This window comes from Aeromicrobium sp. NPDC092404, assembly GCF_040684095.1.
GTDB lineage: Bacteria > Actinomycetota > Actinomycetes > Propionibacteriales > Nocardioidaceae > Aeromicrobium.
The window spans coordinates 288,205-308,516 of the sequence record NZ_JBFBFI010000001.1 but is presented as its reverse complement, the minus strand read 5'-3'; the positions used below and the strand labels follow the sequence as shown (position 1 = coordinate 308,516).

General features: G+C 69.4%; 21 protein-coding genes and 2 tRNA genes. 8 read left to right on the top strand and 15 right to left on the bottom strand.

What is annotated here, in order from left to right; genetic code table 11:
• Window positions 1–51: 51 nt before the first annotated feature.
• Together AB0N22_RS01645 and AB0N22_RS01640 are read right to left on the bottom strand one after the other, a co-directional pair.
• Window positions 52–1,716, bottom strand: a complete 1,665-nt coding sequence (locus tag AB0N22_RS01645; protein ID WP_364635173.1) for an alkaline phosphatase D family protein — start codon at window positions 1,714–1,716, stop codon at window positions 52–54.
• A 96-nt stretch (window positions 1,717–1,812) separates the two neighbouring features.
• Window positions 1,813–1,886: transfer RNA gene (locus AB0N22_RS01640), tRNA-Pro, on the bottom strand.
• A gap of 31 nt (window positions 1,887–1,917) precedes the next feature.
• Between AB0N22_RS01640 and AB0N22_RS01635 the strand changes: the two genes are divergently transcribed.
• Together AB0N22_RS01635 and AB0N22_RS01630 are read left to right on the top strand one after the other, a co-directional pair.
• The gene (locus AB0N22_RS01635) at window positions 1,918–2,463 is read left to right on the top strand and encodes a 4-amino-4-deoxy-L-arabinose transferase (protein ID WP_364635170.1); all 546 of its coding nucleotides are present in this window, start codon (window positions 1,918–1,920) and stop codon (window positions 2,461–2,463) included.
• Window positions 2,464–2,510: 47 nt separating this feature from the next.
• Window positions 2,511–2,587: transfer RNA gene (locus AB0N22_RS01630), tRNA-Gly, on the top strand.
• 103 nt (window positions 2,588–2,690) lie between these two features.
• Here AB0N22_RS01630 and AB0N22_RS01625 read toward each other — a convergent pair.
• Window positions 2,691–3,251: a type 1 glutamine amidotransferase domain-containing protein gene (locus tag AB0N22_RS01625; RefSeq protein ID WP_364635167.1), complete on the bottom strand. Its 561-nt coding sequence runs from the start codon at window positions 3,249–3,251 to the stop codon at window positions 2,691–2,693.
• 161 nt (window positions 3,252–3,412) lie between these two features.
• On the opposite strand from AB0N22_RS01625, the gene AB0N22_RS01620 reads away from it, so the two are divergent.
• Window positions 3,413–4,054 (top strand): hypothetical protein, encoded by a 642-nt coding sequence (locus tag AB0N22_RS01620; protein WP_364635164.1) that lies wholly within the window; start codon window positions 3,413–3,415, stop codon window positions 4,052–4,054.
• Window position 4,055: 1 nt separating this feature from the next.
• Here AB0N22_RS01620 and AB0N22_RS01615 read toward each other — a convergent pair whose 3' ends face one another.
• The 8 genes from AB0N22_RS01615 to AB0N22_RS01580 are packed head-to-tail and all read right to left on the bottom strand — an operon-like array spanning window position 4,056 to window position 11,375.
• Complete coding sequence (locus tag AB0N22_RS01615) at window positions 4,056–4,631, bottom strand: YdeI/OmpD-associated family protein (protein WP_364635161.1); 576 nt, start codon at window positions 4,629–4,631, stop codon at window positions 4,056–4,058.
• Window positions 4,628–5,800 (bottom strand): PP2C family protein-serine/threonine phosphatase, encoded by a 1,173-nt coding sequence (locus tag AB0N22_RS01610; protein ID WP_364635158.1) that lies wholly within the window; start codon window positions 5,798–5,800, stop codon window positions 4,628–4,630. Before AB0N22_RS01610 ends, AB0N22_RS01615 begins: the two co-directional genes overlap by 4 nt.
• Before the next feature lie 10 nt (window positions 5,801–5,810).
• Window positions 5,811–6,623 (bottom strand): DNA-formamidopyrimidine glycosylase family protein, encoded by an 813-nt coding sequence (locus tag AB0N22_RS01605; protein ID WP_364635155.1) that lies wholly within the window; start codon window positions 6,621–6,623, stop codon window positions 5,811–5,813.
• Window positions 6,616–7,074 (bottom strand): ribose-5-phosphate isomerase, encoded by a 459-nt coding sequence (locus AB0N22_RS01600; protein WP_364635152.1) that lies wholly within the window; start codon window positions 7,072–7,074, stop codon window positions 6,616–6,618. The genes AB0N22_RS01605 and AB0N22_RS01600 overlap by 8 nt, the downstream gene beginning before the upstream one ends.
• 33 nt (window positions 7,075–7,107) lie before the next feature.
• Window positions 7,108–8,649, bottom strand: coding sequence for a CDP-glycerol glycerophosphotransferase family protein (locus AB0N22_RS01595; RefSeq protein WP_364635149.1), 1,542 nt, complete (start codon window positions 8,647–8,649; stop codon window positions 7,108–7,110).
• Window positions 8,650–8,665: 16 nt separating this feature from the next.
• A complete protein-coding gene (locus tag AB0N22_RS01590; RefSeq protein ID WP_364635146.1) occupies window positions 8,666–9,559 on the bottom strand; it encodes an alpha/beta hydrolase in 894 nt (297 codons plus the stop codon).
• Between the two features lie 29 nt (window positions 9,560–9,588).
• A complete protein-coding gene (locus AB0N22_RS01585; RefSeq protein ID WP_364635143.1) occupies window positions 9,589–10,230 on the bottom strand; it encodes a DsbA family protein in 642 nt (213 codons plus the stop codon).
• A complete protein-coding gene (locus tag AB0N22_RS01580; RefSeq protein ID WP_364635140.1) occupies window positions 10,227–11,375 on the bottom strand; it encodes a glutamate--cysteine ligase in 1,149 nt (382 codons plus the stop codon). The genes AB0N22_RS01585 and AB0N22_RS01580 overlap by 4 nt, the downstream gene beginning before the upstream one ends.
• A 73-nt stretch (window positions 11,376–11,448) precedes the next feature.
• Between AB0N22_RS01580 and pepN the strand changes: the two genes are divergently transcribed.
• Together pepN and AB0N22_RS01570 are read left to right on the top strand one after the other, a co-directional pair.
• A complete protein-coding gene (pepN, locus tag AB0N22_RS01575) occupies window positions 11,449–13,968 on the top strand; it encodes an aminopeptidase N (RefSeq protein WP_364639148.1) in 2,520 nt (839 codons plus the stop codon).
• A gap of 174 nt (window positions 13,969–14,142) precedes the next feature.
• Window positions 14,143–15,120 (top strand): hypothetical protein, encoded by a 978-nt coding sequence (locus AB0N22_RS01570; protein WP_364635138.1) that lies wholly within the window; start codon window positions 14,143–14,145, stop codon window positions 15,118–15,120.
• 102 nt (window positions 15,121–15,222) lie between these two features.
• Here the strand turns inward: AB0N22_RS01570 and AB0N22_RS01565 are convergent, their stop codons facing one another.
• Complete coding sequence (locus AB0N22_RS01565; protein WP_364635135.1) at window positions 15,223–15,507, bottom strand: hypothetical protein; 285 nt, start codon at window positions 15,505–15,507, stop codon at window positions 15,223–15,225.
• Between the two features lie 33 nt (window positions 15,508–15,540).
• Here AB0N22_RS01565 and AB0N22_RS01560 point away from each other — a divergent pair, with 33 nt between their 5' ends.
• Both AB0N22_RS01560 and AB0N22_RS01555 read left to right on the top strand, forming a co-directional pair.
• On the top strand, window positions 15,541–16,476 hold the full coding sequence (locus AB0N22_RS01560) for a mechanosensitive ion channel family protein (protein ID WP_364635132.1): 936 nt from the start codon (window positions 15,541–15,543) through the stop codon (window positions 16,474–16,476).
• Entirely contained in the window at window positions 16,473–16,853 is a 381-nt protein-coding gene (locus AB0N22_RS01555; RefSeq protein ID WP_364635129.1) for a globin, read from the top strand. The genes AB0N22_RS01560 and AB0N22_RS01555 overlap by 4 nt, the downstream gene beginning before the upstream one ends.
• Window positions 16,854–16,898: 45 nt before the next feature.
• Here AB0N22_RS01555 and AB0N22_RS01550 read toward each other — a convergent pair whose 3' ends face one another.
• Genes AB0N22_RS01550 through AB0N22_RS01540 form a run of 3 tightly spaced genes read right to left on the bottom strand, consistent with a single transcriptional unit; the run spans window position 16,899 to window position 19,385 of the window.
• On the bottom strand, window positions 16,899–17,621 hold the full coding sequence (locus AB0N22_RS01550) for a thioesterase family protein (protein WP_364635126.1): 723 nt from the start codon (window positions 17,619–17,621) through the stop codon (window positions 16,899–16,901).
• A 31-nt stretch (window positions 17,622–17,652) separates the two neighbouring features.
• Window positions 17,653–17,877, bottom strand: coding sequence for a biotin/lipoyl-binding carrier protein (locus AB0N22_RS01545; protein ID WP_364635123.1), 225 nt, complete (start codon window positions 17,875–17,877; stop codon window positions 17,653–17,655).
• Window positions 17,877–19,385, bottom strand: coding sequence for a carboxyl transferase domain-containing protein (locus AB0N22_RS01540; RefSeq protein WP_364635121.1), 1,509 nt, complete (start codon window positions 19,383–19,385; stop codon window positions 17,877–17,879). The genes AB0N22_RS01545 and AB0N22_RS01540 overlap by 1 nt, the downstream gene beginning before the upstream one ends.
• 170 nt (window positions 19,386–19,555) lie before the next feature.
• Here AB0N22_RS01540 and fabG point away from each other — a divergent pair, with 170 nt between their 5' ends.
• Window positions 19,556–20,311: a 3-oxoacyl-ACP reductase FabG gene (gene fabG / locus AB0N22_RS01535; RefSeq protein WP_364635118.1), complete on the top strand. Its 756-nt coding sequence runs from the start codon at window positions 19,556–19,558 to the stop codon at window positions 20,309–20,311.
• The last annotated feature ends 1 nt before the right edge of the window (window position 20,312 follow it).

Genomic DNA, 20,312 nt, shown 5'->3' with positions numbered 1-20,312 from the left:
ACCAGTCTCTCATGAGCGCCAAGAAGCCCCGAATCGAGTCTCGGCCGGTGCTCACGCCTCGACCGGTCGTCGCACCGCCTCGACCCGGGCGGCACCGGACCGGACCGCCCACGACGCAAGATGACTGCTGGCCGCACGAGGATCGCGGCGGTCGACCGCGAACCAGTCCATCTGGATGCGGGCAGCCGTCACGTCGAGGACGCAGTAGCCGTGGTCGTCGAGGTTCACGAACCGCACGTGCGGGTTCTCGTCCTGGATCGCCGCCTCGAGGGCGAGCGAGACCGTGCGGGGACGTGCGCCGATGAAGTCGTCCACGTTGTTGCTCGTGATGGAGCTGCACACGAGCTCGGTGGCGACCGGCACGCCACCGGTCCCGGGCACGTCATTGGCCCACGCCGTGTGGACGTCGCCGGTCAGGAACACGACGTCCTTGGTGCCCTCGGCCTCGACCCGGTCCAGGAGCCGCCGCCGGTCGGAAGGGTAGCCGTCCCAGGCGTCGGTGTTCGGCGCCGCCGACCTCAGCGGCGTGAAGCTGACCACCTGGCGGAGCGCGAACTCCTGGGCCGCCGGCCGCGGCGGCAGGCGTACCGGCGTGACCATCACCGGGTTGCCGATGAGCTTCCAGCGACACGGTGACGTCGCGAGGTTCGCAGCGAGCCACGGGAGCTGGTGACCGCCGGCGATCGTACGACGGGGCTCGCCGATCGCCGGGTCGTCGGCAGCGACCCGTTTGCTCCGGTAGCTCCTCAGGTCGAGCATCGACAGGTCCACGAGCTGGCCGAACTGGAGCCGGCGATAGATCTTCGACCCGTCGCCGGGCTCGGCGGTGCCGGAGATCCGGACGGGCATCCACTCGTCGTACGCCCGCTGGGCTGCACGCACCCTGCGGTCGTACGGGCCCTCCCGGCCCGGCTGGTGCTCGAAGGCCCCGTGCGCCCAGCTGCCGTCCGCCACCTCGTGGTCGTCCCACGTCACGATGAACGGCACCGCAGCGTGCAGCGCCTGGAGATCGGGATCGGTCTTGTACTGCGCGTGCCGCCGCCGGTAGTCGCGCAGGGACACGATCTCGCGTGGCGGGTCGTGCCGGCGGATGTCCTCGTTGCGGTGGCCGTACGAGTACATGCCCGGCTCGTACTCGTAGAGGTAGTCCCCCAGGTGGATCACCGCGTCGAGGTCGCCCCGCTCGGCGAGGTGCCGATAGGCGCTGAACCAGCCCGCCTGCCAGTTGGCGCACGACACGACGCCGAAGCGCAGCCGCTTGGGCGTGTTGCTGGGCGCCGGTGCGGTGCGCGTACGGCCGACCGGCGAGGCCTCGTCACCGACCGCGAACCGGTAGAAGTAGTCCGTCGCGGGCTGCAGGCCGGTGGCGTCGACCTTCACCGTGTGGTCCCGGTCGACGTTCGTGACCGCTGTGCCTGAGCGGGCGACGCGGGTGAAGCCGTCGTCGAGTGCGACCTCCCACCGAACCGCGACGGCGGGCCCGATCCCGGACCCCGGCAGGGCCTGCTCCGTCGGCGTGACGCGGGTCCACAGCACCACGGCGTCCGGCAACGGGTCTCCTGACGCCACACCATGCCGGAACGGCGACACGGTGGACGAGTCGGCCGGCGCCGAGAGCGTCTCCGAGCCGAGGGCGCCGAGGCCGGCGGCGAGCCCGACACCGCCGAGCAGGAGATGACGGCGACCCGGATGCACAGCAGCTGCGCTGGTACTCACCCCGCCATTGCGACAGGCCCGGCGGAACCGTCCCGCCAGCCGGGGGTGAACGTCGCGCGTCGATCAGACGTACGTCCGGTGCCGTTGTCGGTGAAGTCGGGATGACAGGATTTGAACCTGCGACCCTCCGCTCCCAAAGCGGATGCGCTACCAAGCTGCGCTACATCCCGTAGCCGCGTCAGTCTAGTGGACACTGGCCCCGTGACTTCGCATCGGTACGACGAGCTCGTCGCGATCATCCGCGATCGGCAGCCGGCGTGCGGCTCGACGACGGTCGTCGCGATCGACGGACCGAGCGGATCGGGCAAGACCAGCCTCGCCGACCAGCTCGGCCAGACGACGGGCGCCGCCGTGCTGCACCTTGAGGACCTCTATCCGGGGTGGCACGGCCTTGCGGCGACGCCGCCGATGGTCCGCCGCATCCTCGACTCGATCGCGGTCGAGGAGGTGGGGTCTGCCGCGCGCTGGGACTGGGTCGAGGACCGTCCGGGCCCCGCCCTGCTGGTGCCTCCAGCGCCGCTGCTGGTCATCGACGGGGTCGGCAGCGGCGCAGCGGTCCTCCGGCCGTTCCTCAGCCTGCTGATCTGGGTCGATGCGCCGACCGCGGTGCGAAAGCAGCGCGCGCTGGCTCGTGACGGTGGGACCTACGCGCCGTTCTGGGACGTCTGGGCGGCTCAGGAGGCCGAGCACTTCAGCGTCGAGCACACCCGTCGGCACGCCGACGTGGTCGTGCGAACCGGGGTCTGATCGCCGGGGCGCATGTGGCAAGATGGATGTCGTTGCCGCAAGGCTTCGCGGACGTAACTCAATTGGTTAGAGTCTCTGCCTTCCAAGCAGAATGTTGCGAGTTCGAGTCTCGTCGTCCGCTCCATCCCCGCGTAGCGGTCCGTCGGCGGACGACGAGACTCATGGGTCCCTCAGCGCGGCGAAGCCGCCGTCTAGGGATCGTCGTCCGCTCCGTCACCGCGCAGCGGTCACGACGCGGCAGACTCCGCGGTCGCGACGATCGCCGCGACGAGCGCGTCGCAGAACGCGTCGAGGTCCTCGGGCGACCGGCTCGTGATCAGGTTGCCATCGGTCGCGACCTCCTCGTCCACGACGTCGGCACCAGCGTTGCGGAGGTCGGTCCGGATGCTCGGGAAGGACGTCACCGTACGCCCAGCCACGACGCCGGCCTCGACGAGCGTCCACGGCCCGTGGCAGATCGCCGCGACGGGCTTGCCGCTCTCGACGAACTCGCGCACGAAGGCGACGGCCGCCTCGTCAGCCCTCAGCTTGTCCGGGTTGACCGTCCCGCCGGGCAGCACGAGCGCGTCGAAATCGGCGACGGAGGCCTCGCCGACGAGGCCGTCGACGTCGAAGGTGCCCGACTCGTCCAGGTCGTTGTCGCGCGCCGCGATCGTGCCGGTCTCCAGCGACAGGAGCATCGTCTCCGCCCCGGCCCCGACGAGGGTCCCCCGCGGTTGCTCGAGCTCAACACGTTCGACCCCGTCCGCCGCCAGGAAGGCCACGCGGAACCCGTTCAGATCAGCCATCTCAATCCCTTTCGTCTCGGGCCCGATACCCCTCGTTCGCGGGCCGAACCGCACGCGGGCCAAACGGCACGATTGCTTGGCCCCGGGCTGCCGGGGTACTTCCTCGAGAGCCTCCACGTGAGGACAGGACGCGCGACCGCGCGGCAGGACAGGAGACAGCCATGATCTGGAACCGTGACAAGGGTGAGCACCTCGACTCCGCCGGGGACACGCGCAGCCCCGAGACCCGACGGGTGGACCCCGCGTACGACCGCCCCGCTGACCGGGCCGCTGAGCGCGAGGAGCACCGCCACGAGGAGTGGGGCGGCATGAACTTCGGCGCCGGCTTCTTCGGCTGGCTCGTCGCCGTCGGCATGGCGGTGCTGCTGTCCAGCATCATCGGAGCCGTCGCCGCGGGGGTCGGCAACGCCAATGACGTGACCCAGTCGCAGCTCGAGCGCGAGAGCGGCGAGATCGGCGTGGCAGCCGCGATCGTGCTGCTCGTGGTGCTGCTGATCAGCTTCTACGCCGGAGGGTACGTCGCCGGCCGGATGTCACGCTTCGACGGCGCCCGGCAAGGGTGGGCGGTCTGGCTCATCAGCCTGGTGGTCGTGATCGCGGCTGCGATCGTCGGTGCGGTGTTCGGCTCGGAGTACGACGTCATGAACCGCGTCGACATCCCGGACGTGCCGATCCCGACGGAGGACCTGACGATCGGCGGCGCCATCACGATCGCCGCCGCGATCCTCGCCACGCTGCTCGCAGCGCTGGCCGGCGGCAAGGCGGGCACGCACTACCACCGCAAGGTCGACCGGACCGCCTAGCTCACTGGAGCTTCTCCCCGCGCTCGAACATCGCGATGAACTTCTCGATGCGCCGGGCGCGGGTCTCCGGACGTTTGGCGTGGTGCAGCTGGTAGTAGATCGCGAAGGTATTGCTCTTGTTGAGCGTCGCGTAGAACTCCTTGGCCGCGGGACTCGCCTCGAGCGCCTCGAGGAAGTCCGCAGGCACCTCGGCCGTCGACGGGCTCGCCGTCGCGGCGTCCCACCGGCCGTCCTGCTTGGCCCGCTCGACCTCGGCGATCCCGGCCGGCCGCATGCGACCGGCGGCGGTCAGCGCCGCGACCTTGTCGCGGTTGATCTGCGACCAGGGGCTCCGTGCCCGCCTCGGACCGTACGACTGGAGGTAGGCCTGGTCGTGGAGCGAACGGCGCTGTCCGTCGATCCAGCCGAACGCCAAGGCGAGATCGAGCAGCTCCGTCAGGGTCGGCGTCTGCAGTGCGGAGCCCTTCTTGGCGATCACGAACCACGCCTTGTCGGTGTCGGCGTGATGGGCCTCGTACCAGGCCTCGGCCTCGGTGGCGTCGGCGAAACGCAGAGGCTCTGCGTCCTCGGCCGTCATGGATGTGCGTGGTCAGGACGCTCTGCCGACCCGATCTCCTCGGCTGAACGGCTCGGCACGCCGGGACGACTGATGATCAGGACGGCCCGATCGTCGTCGCCCGACTCGACGAGCTTGAGGATCCGTCGAGGAGCCTGGTCGAAGCCTGCGCTGACGATCGTGGCGGCCTCGGTGCGCAGCCAGTCGATTCCTGCGGTGAAGTCCTGCGTCCGCGACTCGACGACGCCGTCGGTGTAGAACATCAGGGCTGAGCCGACCTCGAGGCGGCCGGTGGTCTGGTGGAAGTCAGGGCGCTTCATGATGCCCAGCGCCGTGCCCCGTGCTCCGTCGAGGTCCCACGAGGAGCTCGCGGTGTTCCACCGGAGGGCGGGCGGATGTCCTGCGTTGATGATCGAGTAGTCGCCGGTCTTGAGGTTGACCAGGACGTGGACCGCGGTGGCGAAGCCCTCGTCCCAGTCCTGGCGGATCAAGAAGTCGTTGCCCGCCGCGAACAGGCCCAACGGCGGAAGCGCTCCGATGAGACCCCCGAGGGCGCCGGCGAACTGCAGCGACTGCGTGCCGGCGGCGACTCCCTTGCCGCACACGTCGACCAGGACCAGCTCGAGCTTGGTCTCGTCCTCGGACAGGTTGGCGACCAGGAAGTCGCCGGCGAACTTCGCTCCACCGGCCGACAGCATCGCCGACTGCGACCGCCACCCCTCTGGCAGCGCCGGCACGACTCCCTGGGCCTGGAGGCGGTCCTTCAGCTCGACGAGCATCGCCTCGCCGAGAGGACCGGGCAGCCCGCTGCGGTGCCGGCTCGACTCGAACAGGACGATGATCGCGACCAGTGCCATCACGACCAAGGTGCTGATGCGCCCGGTGGTCATGCCGCTCTCGACCGTCTCCTTGGTCACCGTGAGAGCGGTCGCGAGGACGATGAACGCCACGAGCGCGAGCAACGGCTGGTAGCGCAGTGCCATCGTGCCTAGCAGGATCGGGATGACGAACGTCGCCGCCGGGAACGTGTTGTAGCTGATCAACGACACCAGCATGATGCCCGCCGACATGAGCAGGAGCGCTCCGAGGACGACGGCCTGCCCCTCGCTGGTGCCGGTGCGCCACCTGACGATGCGGTCGTCGACGTAGCGCGCCACATTGGGCAGGGCGCGCTGGAACCGTGTCGTCACACGGTCGAGCCTATCCACGATGCTGACATGTCGGGCACCAAAACAGGTTTCTGCCGGCCAGGACCCGACGGCGTACGGGGGTCCCGCACACCAGGCAGGGCTGCTGGTCGCGTCGGTAGACGTACACCTCGCCGCCGTGGTCGTCGGCGCGCGGCTCGCGCCCCATCGCCTCGGGCTCGTGCTCCGGCCTGACGGTGTCGATGCGACCCGTGCGCACCCCGTCATGCATCAGCTCGACGAGGTCGGCCCACATGGCGTCCCAGCGCTTGCGCGTCACCCGCCGGCCCGCCGTCATGGGTGCCACCTCGTTGCGGAACAGCACCTCGGCCCGATAGACGTTTCCGACGCCGGCGAGCACCGCCTGGTCCATCAGCAGCGCGGCGATGGGCACGGTCGAGCGGTGGATCCGGTGCCACGCCCGCTCGGGGTCGGCGTCGGGACGCAGCGGATCCGGCCCGAGCCGCGCGATCCTGGCGTCCATCTCCGGCGGCGTGAGAAGCTCGCAGGCGTTCGGCCCCCGGAGGTCTGCCGTTGCGTCGGCCTCGACCCGCCACCGCACCTGACCGACGACCGGCAGACCCGTGCCGGGGGTGATGACGAACGAGCCGTAGAGGCCGAGGTGGACGTGCACCTGCTCCGGCAGGTCCGCGAACGTCACGAACAGGTGCTTGCCCCAGGCCTCGGCGCCCTCGAGGACGAGCCCGTCGAGGCGGACGGCCTCGGCGGCGAATCGACCCTGCGGGCTCGAGCACGCGACGACCCGTCCGGCGTACGCACTGCGGAGCTCGTCAGCCAGGCGGTGGAGCGTGTGCCCCTCAGGCAAGCTCGCCGGTCTCCTCGTAGGTGCGCAGCATGTCGATCCGGCGCTGGTGGCGCTCGGCCTCGCTCCACGGCGTCGTCAGGAACGTCTCGACGATCGCCGTGGCCTCCTCGGCCGTGTGCATGCGGGCACCGATGGCGACGACCTGGGCGTTGTTGTGCTGTCGCGCCAGCGACGCGGTCTCGGTGCTCCACGCGAGAGCGGCACGAGCGCCCTTGACCTTGTTGGCGGCGATCTGCTCGCCGTTGCCGGATCCCCCGACGACGATGGCAAGGGACCCCGGCTCGGCGACCGCTGCGGCAGCCGCGTCGATGCAGAACGGCGGGTAGTCGTCCTCGGCGTCGTAGGCGTGGGCCCCGTGGTCAACCGGCTCGTAGCCGTTGTCGGTGAGCCAGGCGATCAGGTGGGTCTTGAGCTCGAAGCCGGCGTGGTCGGAGCCGATGTGGACGCGCATGATCCCAGTCTTCCAGTTGCCCTGCTGACGCGCTCAGGCACCTCGGACGAGATCCCGCACGAATGCGGCGAACGCGTCGGCAGACTGCTCGTCGACGAACTCGCCCAGGACGTAGCGCTTGCGCTCGGCGCGCGCGACGGCCAGTGGATCACGCTCCAGCAGGTCGTCGAGCACCTCGTCGAGGTTGGACAGGTCACCCAGCAGCACGTAGGCCGTCTCGGCCACGGAGAACTCCTCGCGGAAGTCCTCGACTCCGGCGCGCATGCTCGTCATGGCATATGGCTTCTCGGACTGCAGGAAGTCCGAGACGACGCTCGAGACGTCCGAGATGAGGGCGTCGGAGCGGTTCGCGCAGTCGACGACGCTCCACGTGTTGTCGGCCAGGTTGCCCCACACGTGCTTGAGCCCTGACTGGGCCTTGTCCTCGCGCAGGATCGCCTGGATCTCCTTGACCACCGCGCGCCGGATGCGCCACCGATAGCTGAGCGGGTGCGGCCGGAAGATCACCTTGACCCCGCGCTGGACCAGGGCACGGACGATCTCGGGGCCCTTCTCCAGGGACGAGAAGTTGACCGCCTCGTCGAGGCCCTGCCAGGTCGGCGCGTAGAAGACGACCTTGGGCGGGTCCAGCTCGGCGACCGGCCCGCGAGCCGGCTTGACCCCGGAGGCCTGGGGCCGCCCCAGGATGCGGAACTTCTCGGGTGCGACGTGGATCCCGTGCCGCTCGTAGCGGTCGACCCCAGCCTGCCCGCAGACCACCAGGACGTCGTACAGCGCGTGCCGCGGGTTGAAGTTGGCCGGCTTGTCGGAGTCGCCGTGGTTGAGCCACACGTGCGTCAGCTCGGTGTGCGCCATGAAGCCCTTGTTGGCCTGGGCGTTCTGGACGTAGAACACGGCCTTGATCGACGGCACGAACAGCGCGTCGAGGTCGCGAGTGCCGCGGGACCCGAGCTGGACGAGCGGCGACGTCAGGTTGGCGCCGTCGAGGATCAGCGGCAGGTACTTCTCGTGCAGCGTGATCACGACGCACCGCTCACCCGAGCGCAGGATGTAGGGCTCCCACATCCGCAGCTGCCACGGACCGCCGGAGCGTCCCGCGAAGCCCATCGCCGTGGTCGGGGCGTACGCCTCGAGGGCCTGGCGCACCCTCCGGCCGTGCCGCAGGTAGCGCAGCATCGTGGCCGCACAGGCCAGCCACGCCACCACCGCGACCGCGGCCAGGGCCACGAACGCAGGAGCGGGCGCGTCGACGATCGTCAGCACCACGGCGGCGACGGCCGCGGCGAGGCTGACCCAGGTGTGCGCCTCGACCGGGACGCGACTCGGTCGAGGTGGCCCGTCGGGCACGCCCGGCAGGCCGTAGGAGTACGACGGGGTGTCGGAGATGCGTGGGACCAGGAACGACCCAGCGGCCAGCACCAGGAGCGAGACGAAGATCGTCGGCTCCGGCAGCAGCGCCAGGAGCACGACCAGCGTCACCCCGACGATCGGCAGCACCACCAGGCGGGGGCGCTCGGCGACCTGCTTGCCGACGGCCTGCGAACGCTTGCTGGACAGCCGCACATCCCCGGTCACGCGCTCAGTATGCCAGTCAGCGTGCCCGCGCCCGATGGGCGTCGAGCAGGGCCCCGACCGTCGTGACCGCGGCGCGTGAGGCGTCGAAGACGGTCGGTTGCCGCCAGAAGGCGTGCACCATCCCCAGCGCCCTGAAGGCCGTCACGTCGACGCCGGCCTCGGCGAGCTGCGCGGCGTACGCCTCGCCCTGGTCGCGCAGCAGGTCGTGCTCGTTGGTCACCAGCAGGGCCGGCGGGTGCTCGGCCAGGTTGGACGCGTTGACGACCGAGACCTCGGGGTCGTCCGCCGCCCCGCCCGGGGCGTACGCGTCCCAGAACCACTCCATCGCCTCACGCGACAGTGCCGCGTTGTCCTCGGGACCTTCGAGATCGGCACGACGGTCGACCGGTGGGTACATCAAGACCTGGAAGTCGAGCGCCGACGGCTCCCGCACCGCGAGTCCGGCAACCAGGTTGGCGCCTGAGGAGTCGCCGATGGCCGGCACGAAGGACGCGTCGACCCGGTGCTCGCGGTCATGCGTGCGCAGCCATCTCGCGGCGGTCTGCACGTCGTCGAGCGGTGCGGGGTGGGGATGCTCCGGCGCTCGTCGGTAGTCGACTGCCAGGAGCGCCCATCCCGTCGCGTGGGCGAGATAGCGACAGAAGCTGTCGTGCGTCTCCAGGTCGTGCAGCACCCAGCCTCCGCCGTGGACGTACAGCGCCACCGGTGCACCCTGCCGGGGCCGGTAGAGGCGACAGGGCACGCCGTCGGCGTCGAGGTCGCTGACGTGGTCGAGGCCGATGCGGCCGGGCGCTGCCAGCGCCTCGGCACGCGCGGTCGCCCGGACCTCCGCGTACGTGTCGTTCAACGAGTCGTACGCAGAGGGTCCGAGCAGGTCGAGGAACGCACGGGACTGCGGGTGGAGCGCCATGCGGGCAGCCTAGTGCGCCGCCCGGTGGGTCAGTCGAAGCTCAGGTCGCCCTTGCGGGTCCGCTTGAGCTCGTAGAAGTCCGGGTAGCTCGCGAGCAGCCGTGCGCCGTCGAACACCGAACCGGCGACCTCGCCGCGGGGGATGCTTTGGAGGACCGGGCCGAAGAACGCCGTCCCGCCGATCGCGATGACCGGGGTGCCGACCTCCTCGCCGACCCGCTCGATGCCGTCCTGGTGCGAAGCGCGCACGGCGTCGTCGAGCGAGGCGTCCTCAGCCGCGTTGGCCAGGTCGATCGGCAGACCGATCTCCTCCAGGACCTCCTCGTAGAGCGCCTTGTCGAACTCGCGCTCCTCGTTGTGGTGCTTGGTGCCGATCGCGGTGTAGAACGGCCGCAACGCCTCGGTGCCGTGCGCCTGCTCGACCGCGATGGCGATGCGTACCGGGCCCCAGCCGCGCTCCAGCATGTCCTTGTAGCGCTGCTCGACGTCCTTGTCCTCGTTGAGGACCGACAGGCTCATGACGTGGAAGGTGGTGTGCACGTCGCGGACCTTCTCGACCTCGAGCATCCAACGCGAGGTGATCCACGCGAACGGGCACAGCGGGTCGAACCAGAAGTCGACGTTCTCGGTGGAGGTCTGCGGGTCGGGCGGGAGGTTGTCGGTAGAAGTCATACAACGTTCAACAACGGATGACCCGCTCGCATTTCCTGGACCAAAGATCCGACGACCGCGTCGAGCTCGCCGCCGTGCATCGCGGCGACCTTGCGCTGGCGCTGGTAGGACGCGCCACCGGAGATGATGTCGTGGATGCCGGCGAGCTCCTCGGTGCACTTGAGCCGCTCGGCGACCGGCTCGAGCTGCTCGAGGACGCGGTGCAGATGGGTCGTGACGAGCTCCTCGTCGGCGTGCTTGTCGAGGATCAGGATCGCGTCCATGCCGTAGCGAGCCGACCGCCACTTGTTCTCCTGTGCGAACCACGGCGGCATGCTCGGCAGCTCGCGGCCGGCATCGAGCTCGGCGGAGAAGTGCTCGACCAGGCAATGGGTGAGCGCCGAGATGCTGAGCAGCTCGGCCATCGACGGGATCCCGTCGCACACCCGCACCTCGAGCGTGCCGAACTTGGGCGACGGTCGCAGGTCCCAGCGGATCTCGTCGAAGACGTCGATGACACCGGTGTGCAGCATGTCGTCGACGTAGCCCTCGAGCTGGTCCCACGTCTCGAACTGGAACGGCAGACCGGCCGTCGGCAGCTGCTGGAACATCAGGGCCCGGTTGGAGGCGTATCCCGTCGCTTTGCCTCCCCAGAAGGGCGACGAGGCGCTGAGGGCCTGCAGATGGCCGTAGTAGGTCAGCATCGCCCGGCTGATCGGCAGGACCTTGTCGCGGTCGTCGATGCCGACGTGGACGTGGACGCCGTAGATCAGCATCTGGCGGCCCCACCACTGCGTGCGGTCGATCAACGTCGCATAGCGCTCCTTGTCGGTGACCTTCTGGTGGTCCCACGCGGCGAACGGGTGCGTGCCGGCGCACATCAGCTCGACCCGCAGGGGGTCGGTCACGGTGCGGATCTCCTCGATGGCCCGCTCGAGGTCGGCGCCGGCCTCGCCGACCGTGCGGCACACCCCGCTGACGATCTCGACCGTGTTGAGCAGCAGCTCCTGCCGGATGTGCGGATGCTCGCCACCACCGGCCGGCGCGACCGCGTCGAGCACGGTCTGCGCGACTTGGCGGAGGTCGCCGGAGTCCGAGTCGACCAGCGCGAGCTCCCACTCGATGCCGATGGTCGATCGTTCGGACTGGGCGAACGGGATTTCCATGACTCCATCCTGCCTGAGATCGGCGACTCGGCCCCCCTCGTCCCAGGAACGGTCCCGTGAAAGCATGACGAACATGCCTGGTACCAACCTCACCCGCGAAGAAGCCAGCGAGCGCGCCTCGATCGTCTCCACAGAGACGTACGACGTGCAGCTCGACCTCACCCTCGACTCCGACACCCGCTTCGGGTCGACCACCACGATCCGGTTCGGCGCGACCCCCGGGGCCGCCACGTTCGTCGACCTCGTCGACGCCGAGATCTCCTCGATCACGCTCAACGGCGATGCCGTCGACGTCACGGCGTACGCCGACAACCGCATCGCGCTCACCGGCCTGGCCGAGAGCAACGAGCTCGTCGTCGACGCGACCTGCGCCTACTCCCGCTCCGGCGAGGGCCTGCACCGCTTCGTCGATCCCGTCGACCAGCGGGTCTACCTCTACACGCAGTTCGAGGTGCCGGACGCCCGACGCGTCTTCGCGACGTTCGAGCAGCCCGACCTCAAGGCCGTGTTCACGTTCCACGTCACCGCGCCCAGCGGGTGGGCCGTGGTGTCCAACTCCCCCACTCCCGAGCCCGTCGCGGCCGGCGAGGGCACCTCGACGTGGCACTTCGAGCCGACCAAGCGCATGTCGACCTACATCACCGCACTGATCGCCGGCGAGTACGTCTCGGTGACCGACTCCTACCGCGGAGCGTACGAGGAGATCCCCCTCGGCATCTTCTGCCGCCAGTCGGTCGCCCCGCACCTCGACGCGGACGACATCTTCCTCGTCACCAAGCAGGGGTTCGAGTTCTTCGAGGGCGCGTTCGAGATGGCGTACCCGTTCGGCAAGTACGACCAGCTGTTCGTGCCGGAGTACAACATGGGCGCGATGGAGAATGCCGGCGCCGTCACCTTCCGCGACGAGATGATCTTCCGCAGCCGGCAGACCGTCGCGGCGTACGAGCAGCGGGCCAACACGATCCTGCACGAGATGGCGCACATGTGGTTCGGCGACCTCGTCACGATGAAGTGGTGGGACGACCTGTGGCTCAACGAGTCGTTCGCGGAGTTCGCGGCGTCGCACTCGGCGACCAACGCGACCCGGTTCACCGACTCGTGGACGAGCTTCACCAACGCTCGCAAGAACTGGGCCTATCGCCAGGACCAGCTGCCGTCGACCCACCCCATCGCGGCCGACAACCACGACCTGCACGCTGTCGAGGCCAACTTCGACGGCATCACGTACGCCAAGGGCGCCTCCGCGCTCAAGCAGCTCGTCGCCTGGGTCGGCGAGAAGGACTTCTTCGCCGGCCTGCGGGCGTACTTCGGCAAGCACGCCTACGGCAACACCGAGCTCAAGGACCTGCTGGTCGAGCTCGAGGCGGCTTCCGGCCGCGAGCTCGGCGAGTGGGCCGAGGAGTGGCTGCAGACCTCGGGCGTCAACACCCTCCGGGCCTCGTTCGAGACGAACGACGAGGGCTTCTTCACGGCGTTCTCGGTCGAGCAGACCGCCATCGACGCCTACCCGACCCTGCGCCGGCACCGCATCGCGATCGGCCTGTACGACCGGGTCGACGGCCGCCTCGTGCGCCGGGAGCGCGTCGAGACCGACATCCGCGGCGCCTCCACGCAGGTCGCCGAGCTGCTCGACACCCGGCAGCCAGACCTGATCCTGCTCAACGACGACGACCTGACGTACGCCAAGATCCGGCTCGACGAGCGCTCGTTCGCCACGCTGATCGAGAGCATCGCGACGTTCGAGGAGTCGCTCCCCCGCGCCCTGTGCTGGGGCTCGGCCTGGGACATGACGCGTGACGCCGAGCTGTCGTCGTCCGACTTCGTCACCCTCGTCCTCGCCGGTGTGGGGTCCGAGACCGACCTGACTGCCGTGGGATCGCTGCTCCGGCAGGGCTCCAGCGCCGTCAACCTCTTCACGCCCGACGCGGCGCGCCCCGAGCTCAAGGAGCGGTGGGAGTCCGGCGTGCTCGCGCTGATGGAGGCGGCCGAGCCCGGCAGCGACCACCAGCTGGCGTTCGTGCGGGCGTACGCGTCGGCGGCTTCAGGTCCTGACCGGCTGCGGGAGATCCTCGACGGCGGCCTCGACGGGCTCTCGGTCGACACCGACCTGCGGTGGACGCTCGTGACGGCGCTGGCTCGCATCGGTGCGGCCGACGAGGCGGAGATCGCTGCCGAGCTCGAGCGGGACAACACGATCTCGGGCCAGGAGAACGCCGTCGCGGCCCGGGCGATCCGGCCGCTCGCCGAGGCCAAGGCCGAGGCGTGGCAGATCGCGGCGGTCGATCCGTCGACCCCCAACGAGACCCGTCGACAGGCCGCGCTGGCGTTCCAGGTCGCGGGGCAGTCGGAGGTCCTCGAGCCGTACGTCGATCGCTACCTCGACATGGCCGCGACGATCATCGACGACATGGGCGTGTGGATCGGCCAGGTCGCGCTGATCTACCTGTTCCCGTCGGCGAACCCGTCGCAGGCGACCCTCGACAAGGTCGATGCGTGGCTGGCGTCGACGACGGCCAACCCGGCAGCGGTGCGCTACGTCTCCGAGGGCCGCGACGACCTCGCGCGAGCCCTCAAGGCCCAAGCCGCCTTCTGACCCCAGCCTCCCCGCTGGCCGTGACCCGCTGGGAGTGACGTTCTGCAGGCCCGCATCGGCGTGTCGCCTGCAGAACGTCACTCTCACGGGTGAGCGGGCTGTGGACGGGCGCGCGCATCCACAGCGTGACGCTTTGGAGCCCTAGGCCTCTCGCGCCGCGGTCATGTTGGGTGCATGTCTGACCTTCGACCCATGACCCGTCGCGCCGCACTGCAGCTCGAGCTGACCCGTTGGAGCCTCACGAAGAGCCCGTGGACTCGCCCGCATCATGGCGTGGTCGCTCCCGATCACCTGGATCCCGACGATCCGCTGGTTCGTGTGGGCCACGTGATCCCGATCCTCTCAACGGGCAGCGTTCTCACCGGTTGGGGGTCCGCCCGTTGGCAGGGCAACCTGATGCTCGGCGGGATCGACCGGTACGGCCATCGGCTGCCAGTCACGGTGGCCACTCCCGACGGCGGCCAGCACCGCCACCGGCCCGGCATCCGGGCCACCCGGCGATCCATGCTGCCGGACGAGACCTTGGTGTTCGACAACGTGCCGGTGACGACACTTGCGCGGGCCGTCTACGACCAGGCGCTGGACGCACACGACCTGCGCGAGACAGTCGTGACGATCGACATGGGTGTGTCGCGGGTCGTCTCGCAGGCACGCACGACCCTCGCCAACATCGACCGCCTCGTCGAGCGCCATCGCAAGACCCGGGGCATCGTGCGAGTGCGAGAGGCGCTGTCGTTGGCCACGGATCGTTCGGCGAGCCCGTGGGAGACCCGGACGCGGCTGCTGGCTGAGCTCGACGCCGACGTCCGGGGCCTCCTCTCGAACGTCCCCGTTTTCGACCTCGACGGCGGATTCCTGGGCGTCGCCGACCTGATCGACCCTGAGTCCGGACTCGTCGTCGAGTCGGACGGCTCGCACCATCGCGAGGCGGAGCAGCACGCGGACGACAACCGTCGCGAGGAGCGGTTCGAGCGCGCCGGCGCCGTCGTGTGCCGTGTCACAGCACTAGACCACCGTGCGTCGGAACGCTGGACAACCGTCGGGCGCATCCGTCGGGCGTACCTCGACGCGGCCCGCCAGGGCAGCCGCGACTGGACGCTCGATAAACCTGACTGGTGGTCGGGCTGGGACCCCGGCCGACGCTGGGACTGACCTCACCCACCCATGAGCGTGACGATGTGCAGGCGACACGCCGACACGAGCCTGCAGAACGTCACTCCCAGCGGGGCACTACCAGCGGGGAGCCAGCGACGGTCAGTGGTGGTGGGTCGGGGTGTTGTCCGTACGGACGTGGATCTCCTTGCCCGGCGCCGGCGGGACGTAGTTGCGGCGAGCCGTGAGCAGGGCGAACAGCGAGATGACGACGAACAGGCCGACCGTGCCGCCGCCGAACACGACGAGCAGCCACAGGTCGCTGCGCTCCTCGCCGCCGGACCAGTAGCTGCCGACCGGCTCGTCGGCGAAGGCCGCGGACGACCCCGCGAGGAGCGTGACGACGAAGGCGAGCGCGAGTCCGAGCAGACGGGCAGGAGTCCTCATGGGCCCCATCGTAGCCACCCGTAGGCTGGAGGAATGTCACCCCTCGACGTCAACTGGGACCTCCCCGCCGACACGGCCTACAACTGGTTCGTGGCCGCTCCGTTGTCGATCCTGCTCATCATCGTCTCGGGTCTGGTCTTCCGCTGGTTCGTCTGCCGGGCGATCGACCGGCTCGTCGCCCGCGCCAGCAAGGGCGCCGTGCCCGGCGTCATCGCCAACTCCAAGGCCGGCGAGTTCCTCGACGGGCTCAAGCAGGGCAGCAACCAACGCCGGGAGCAGCGCGCACAGACGATGGGGTCGCTGCTCAAGAGCGTCGCGACCGGCATGATCCTGGCCGTCGTCATCGTCATGGTGCTGTCGAAGCTCGGCGTCGACGTCGCTCCCATCATCGCCAGCGCCGGCATCCTCGGCATCGCGTTCGGCTTCGGCGCCCAGAACCTCGTCAAGGACTTCCTGTCGGGCATCTTCATGATCCTCGAGGACCAGTACGGCGTCGGCGACACCGTCGACCTCGGCGAGGCCACCGGCACCGTCGAGGCCGTCGGCCTGCGCGTCACCCGGCTCCGCGACGTCAACGGCACGGTCTGGTACGTCCGCAACGGCGAGATCCTGCGTGTCGGCAACCAGAGCCAGAACTGGGCGCGCACGGTCCTCGACGTGACCGTCTCGTACGACGCGGACCTCGACCGCGTGCAGGAGATCCTCCAGGAGGTCGCGACGACGACCTATGAGGACCCGCGGTTCCACGACGTCATCATCGAGGCGCCGGAGGTCTGGGGCGTCGAGCGCTTCGACAAGGACGGCGTGGTCGTCCGGGTCGTGCTCAAGACCGCCCCGGCACAGCAGTGGCTCGTCGCCCGCGCGATGCGCCAGCGCATCAAGGCCGAGTTCGACCGTGCCGGCGTCCGCATGCCGACGACGTTCCCCGTCGCCACCACGACTCTCGCCGACGAGGAGCCCACGCCGTGACCGAGCAGACCTTCTACGACGCCATCGGCGGCCACGACACGATCAAGCTCATCGTCGACACGTTCTACGAGGGTGTCGCGACCGACGAGGTGCTGCGACCGCTCTATCCCGAGGAGGACCTCGGCCCCGCTGCCGAGCGTTTCACGATGTTCCTCGTGCAGTACTGGGGCGGCCCGACGACGTACTCCGACCAACGCGGACATCCCCGCCTGCGCATGCGGCACGGGCCGTTCGCCGTGACGATGGAGGCACGTGACCGCTGGCTCGTGCACTTCCGCGAAGGCCTCGACCGCGCGAAGCTCTCCCCCGAGCACGACGCTCAGTTCTGGGCGTACGTCCAGCACGCCGCCAACTTCATGGTCAACACCGCGGACTGAGCGAAGCGAAGCGGTGTTGGGCCATGAAGCACCAACGCAGCATGGTCAACTCCGCGGACTGAGGCCGCCGAACTCGTTCTTCTCGGTGTCGCTGAGCCGGCGCGAGCGCTGGCTGTCGAGGTCGAACCCCACGAGCACCGAGCGGCACTGCGCGAGCGCGACGTCGCCGTCGGCCAGCTGTGACTCGATCGTCACCGACGAGGAGCCGACCCGGCTGACCCAGTTGCGCGCCTCGTAGGGCTCGGTCCGCCACGAGAGCGGAGCGGCGTACGAGACCTCGACGTGTCCGACCACGAACCGTCCCGGGGTCATGGACGTCAGGCGTTGCGACAGGAAGAGGATCCGTGACTCCTGGAACAGCTCGAACATCTTGGTCGTGCTGACCGCACCGGTCAGGTCGAGGTCGCTGTGGCGTACCCGCGTCGGCAGCGGATCGCCGGCCTCGGCGGGGAGCGCGAGGGCGGCCGGGTCGCCGTACGTCGTCGTGACCCGCGCGAAGACGACGTCGCTGCCCTCGGCCCGGATCTCCTGGACCAGTTCGGTCCCGTCGGCGGTCGACCGGACCTGCACCGGGTGGCTGCTCAGCAGCAGCGGTCGCAGGAAGTCGATCGCGATGCGGCACACCGGCCGGTCATCCAGCACGCCCTCGTCGACGAGCAGGGCCCGGCTCTCTGCGGCGTAGTCGAGGTAGACGACGTTGTTGACGTGGTTGAGCGAGTCGAGGTCCGCCCAGCGCATGGGCAGCTCGTGAACGGCATCGGCGGGCACGCGCCGATGATGCCAGACGGTGCCGATCGCGTCAGGCGTGGCTCTCGTCGATCTCGATGAGCGGGTCGCCCTCCTGGACGATCTGTCCGACCTCGACGAGCACCTTGCTGACGAACCCGGAGGCCTCGGCGTACACCGGGATCTCCATCTTCATGCTCTCCAGGACGGCCAGCACGTCGCCGGCCCCGACCTGGTCACCCTCACGGGCGACGATCTTCCAGACGTTCGCAACGATCTCGGCCCGCGCAGCGAACATCAGATCGACGACTCGTGCGTCAGCATCCGCAGGGCAGCAGCCATGCGGTCGCGGGTCTCCTCGGGCAGGATCACGTCGTCGACGATACCGGCCTCCGCGGCGATGTAGGGGCGCGCGACTTCCTCGCGGTAGACCGCGGCGAGCTCGTCGCGGAGCTTGGCCGGCTCCTCGGCCTCCTTGAGCGCACGACGGTGCAGCAGTGCGACAGCACCGCCGGGACCCATGACGGCGATCTCGGAGCCGGACCAGGCCCAGTTCACGTCGGCGCCGAGCGAGGCGGCACCCATCGCGATGTAGGCACCCCCGTACGCCTTGCGGACCACGACGGTCAGCTTGGGCGACGTGGTCTCGACGTACGCCTTGAGGAGCTTCGCGCCATGCGTGATGACGCCGCGCCCCTCCTCGACGGTGCCGGGCAGGAAGCCGGGCACATCGACGAACGTCAGGACCGGCAGGTCGAACCGACCGCAGAACTCGACGAACCGCGCCGCCTTGACCGACGCCTTGGCATCGAGGATGCCGCCGCGGGCGTTCGGCTGGTTGGCCAGGATGCCGACCGCGTGGCCGTCGAGCCGGCCGAAGAGGGTCAGGATGCTCGGCGCGTGCGTCGGCATGAGCTCGAGGCGCGCGCCGTTGTCCAGCACGCCGTCAAGCAGGGCATTCATGTCGAACACGACGCTCGACTTCTCCGGCACGAGGCCGGGCAGACGCTCGACCGCGCCGGGGTTGGCCGGCACCGGGCTGTGCCGCTTCTGCGGGGCGCCCTTGTGCGTCGGCAGGAACGACAAGAGCAGGCGAGTCGCGTGGAACGCCTCCTCCTCGCTGTCGACCTCGAGGTGCGCGACGCCGCTGACCTTGGTGTGCAGGGCTGATCCCCCGATGTCCTCGGCCGAGGCGTCCTCGCCCGTCGCGGCCTTGACGATCTCCGGCCCGGTCAGGAACATCTGGCCCTGCTCCTTGACCATGATGGTCCAGTCCGTCAGCGCCGGCGAGTAGGCCGCCGCGCCTGCGCACGGCCCGAGGATCAGCGAGATCTGCGGGATCCGCTTCTGCGCCTCGATGTTGTTGGCGAAGATGCCGCCGCAGCCGTGCAGCGCGAAGATCCCGTCGTGGATCCGTGCTCCACCGGAGTCGTTGATGTAGACGATCGGGTAGCCCTTGTCGATGGCGAACCTCTGCGCCTTCATGATCGCGTCGGCCATGACGGCACCGATGGCACCCGAGGCGACGGCCGCGTCGTGCGAGACGACGACGACCGCGTGCCCGTCAGTGGTGCCCCAACCTGCGACGACGCCACTCCCGGCGCCTCCGCCCGCCGTGCGCAACGGCGTCATCTCGACGAAGGAGCCCTCGTCGACCAGCATCTCGGCGCGCTCGCGCGCCGTGAAGACACGCTTGCCCTTGGGCTCGACCCGGGCAAACCGATCCTGCCGGCGCTGCGTGAGCGTCGTACGGTGTTCGGCCTGGTCCGGCGCTGAGACCACCGAGGGGGTGTCGAGCTGCGTCACGAGGACTCCTAAAACATGAGGTTTTCCTCAACTATACACAAACATGAGGAATCCTTCATCTTCGCCGTCGGCAATCTGGCAGGTGATCTCGCACACGCGAGCCGGGTGCGATACCGTGCGATGAGACCACTAAGCAAGCGCTTAGGCGCCCGTTCTTGAAGGAGCACGCCGTGACCGAATCCCGTACCGCGATCGTCACCGGAGGCGCACGAGGCATCGGCGCCGCCGTCTCGCAGCGCCTCGCCGCCGACGGCTTCCAGGTCGCCGTCGTCGACCTCGACGAGGCCTCGTGCGCGAGCACCGTCGACGCCGTCACCGCAGCCGGCGGCAAGGCCCTCGCCGTCGGTGCCGACGTCAGCAACGAGGAGCAGGTCGCCGGGGCGTTCGAGCGCATCGCCGCCGAGCTGGGTGCCCCCACGGTGCTGGTCAACAATGCCGGGATCATCCGCGACAACATGCTGTTCAAGATGACGGTGGACGACTGGGACGCCGTCATGAACGTGCACCTGCGCGGCGCGTTCCTGATGACCAAGGCAGCGCAGAAGCACATGACCGAGGCCAAGTTCGGCCGCATCGTCAACCTGTCCAGCACCTCTGCCCTCGGCAACCGCGGCCAGGCCAACTACTCCGCTGCCAAGGCCGGCATGCAGGGCTTCACCAAGACCCTGGCGATCGAGCTCGGCAAGTTCGGCATCACCGCCAACGCGATCGCGCCGGGCTTCATCCAGACCGACATGACGGCGTCGACGGCCGAGCGGCTGAAGATTCCCTTCGACGACTTCATCACGTGGAACGCCGAGCAGATCCCCGTCGCCCGCGTGGGCCAGCCCGAGGACATCGCGCACACGGTGTCGTTCCTCGTCAGCGAGGGCGCCGGGTTCGTCTCCGGCCAGGTCATCTACGTCGCCGGCGGGCCCAAGGACTGAC

Excerpts from the sequence above, each read along its gene's own strand:
- AB0N22_RS01565 (WP_364635135.1), bottom strand. The coding sequence starts at position 15,507 with ATGAGGACTCCTGCCCGTCTGCTCGGACTCGCGCTCGCCTTCGTCGTC.
- AB0N22_RS01620 (WP_364635164.1), top strand. The coding sequence starts at position 3,413 with ATGATCTGGAACCGTGACAAGGGTGAGCACCTCGACTCCGCCGGGGAC.
- AB0N22_RS01545 (WP_364635123.1), bottom strand. The coding sequence starts at position 17,877 with ATGTTCGCTGCGCGGGCCGAGATCGTTGCGAACGTCTGGAAGATCGTC.
- AB0N22_RS01580 (WP_364635140.1), bottom strand. The coding sequence starts at position 11,375 with ATGGAAATCCCGTTCGCCCAGTCCGAACGATCGACCATCGGCATCGAG.
- AB0N22_RS01600 (WP_364635152.1), bottom strand. The coding sequence starts at position 7,074 with ATGCGCGTCCACATCGGCTCCGACCACGCCGGCTTCGAGCTCAAGACC.
- AB0N22_RS01560 (WP_364635132.1), top strand. The coding sequence starts at position 15,541 with ATGTCACCCCTCGACGTCAACTGGGACCTCCCCGCCGACACGGCCTAC.
- pepN (WP_364639148.1), top strand. The coding sequence starts at position 11,449 with ATGCCTGGTACCAACCTCACCCGCGAAGAAGCCAGCGAGCGCGCCTCG.
- AB0N22_RS01585 (WP_364635143.1), bottom strand. The coding sequence starts at position 10,230 with ATGACTTCTACCGACAACCTCCCGCCCGACCCGCAGACCTCCACCGAG.
- AB0N22_RS01615 (WP_364635161.1), bottom strand. The coding sequence starts at position 4,631 with ATGACGGCCGAGGACGCAGAGCCTCTGCGTTTCGCCGACGCCACCGAG.
- AB0N22_RS01570 (WP_364635138.1), top strand. The coding sequence starts at position 14,143 with ATGTCTGACCTTCGACCCATGACCCGTCGCGCCGCACTGCAGCTCGAG.
- AB0N22_RS01625 (WP_364635167.1), bottom strand. The coding sequence starts at position 3,251 with ATGGCTGATCTGAACGGGTTCCGCGTGGCCTTCCTGGCGGCGGACGGG.
- AB0N22_RS01590 (WP_364635146.1), bottom strand. The coding sequence starts at position 9,559 with ATGGCGCTCCACCCGCAGTCCCGTGCGTTCCTCGACCTGCTCGGACCC.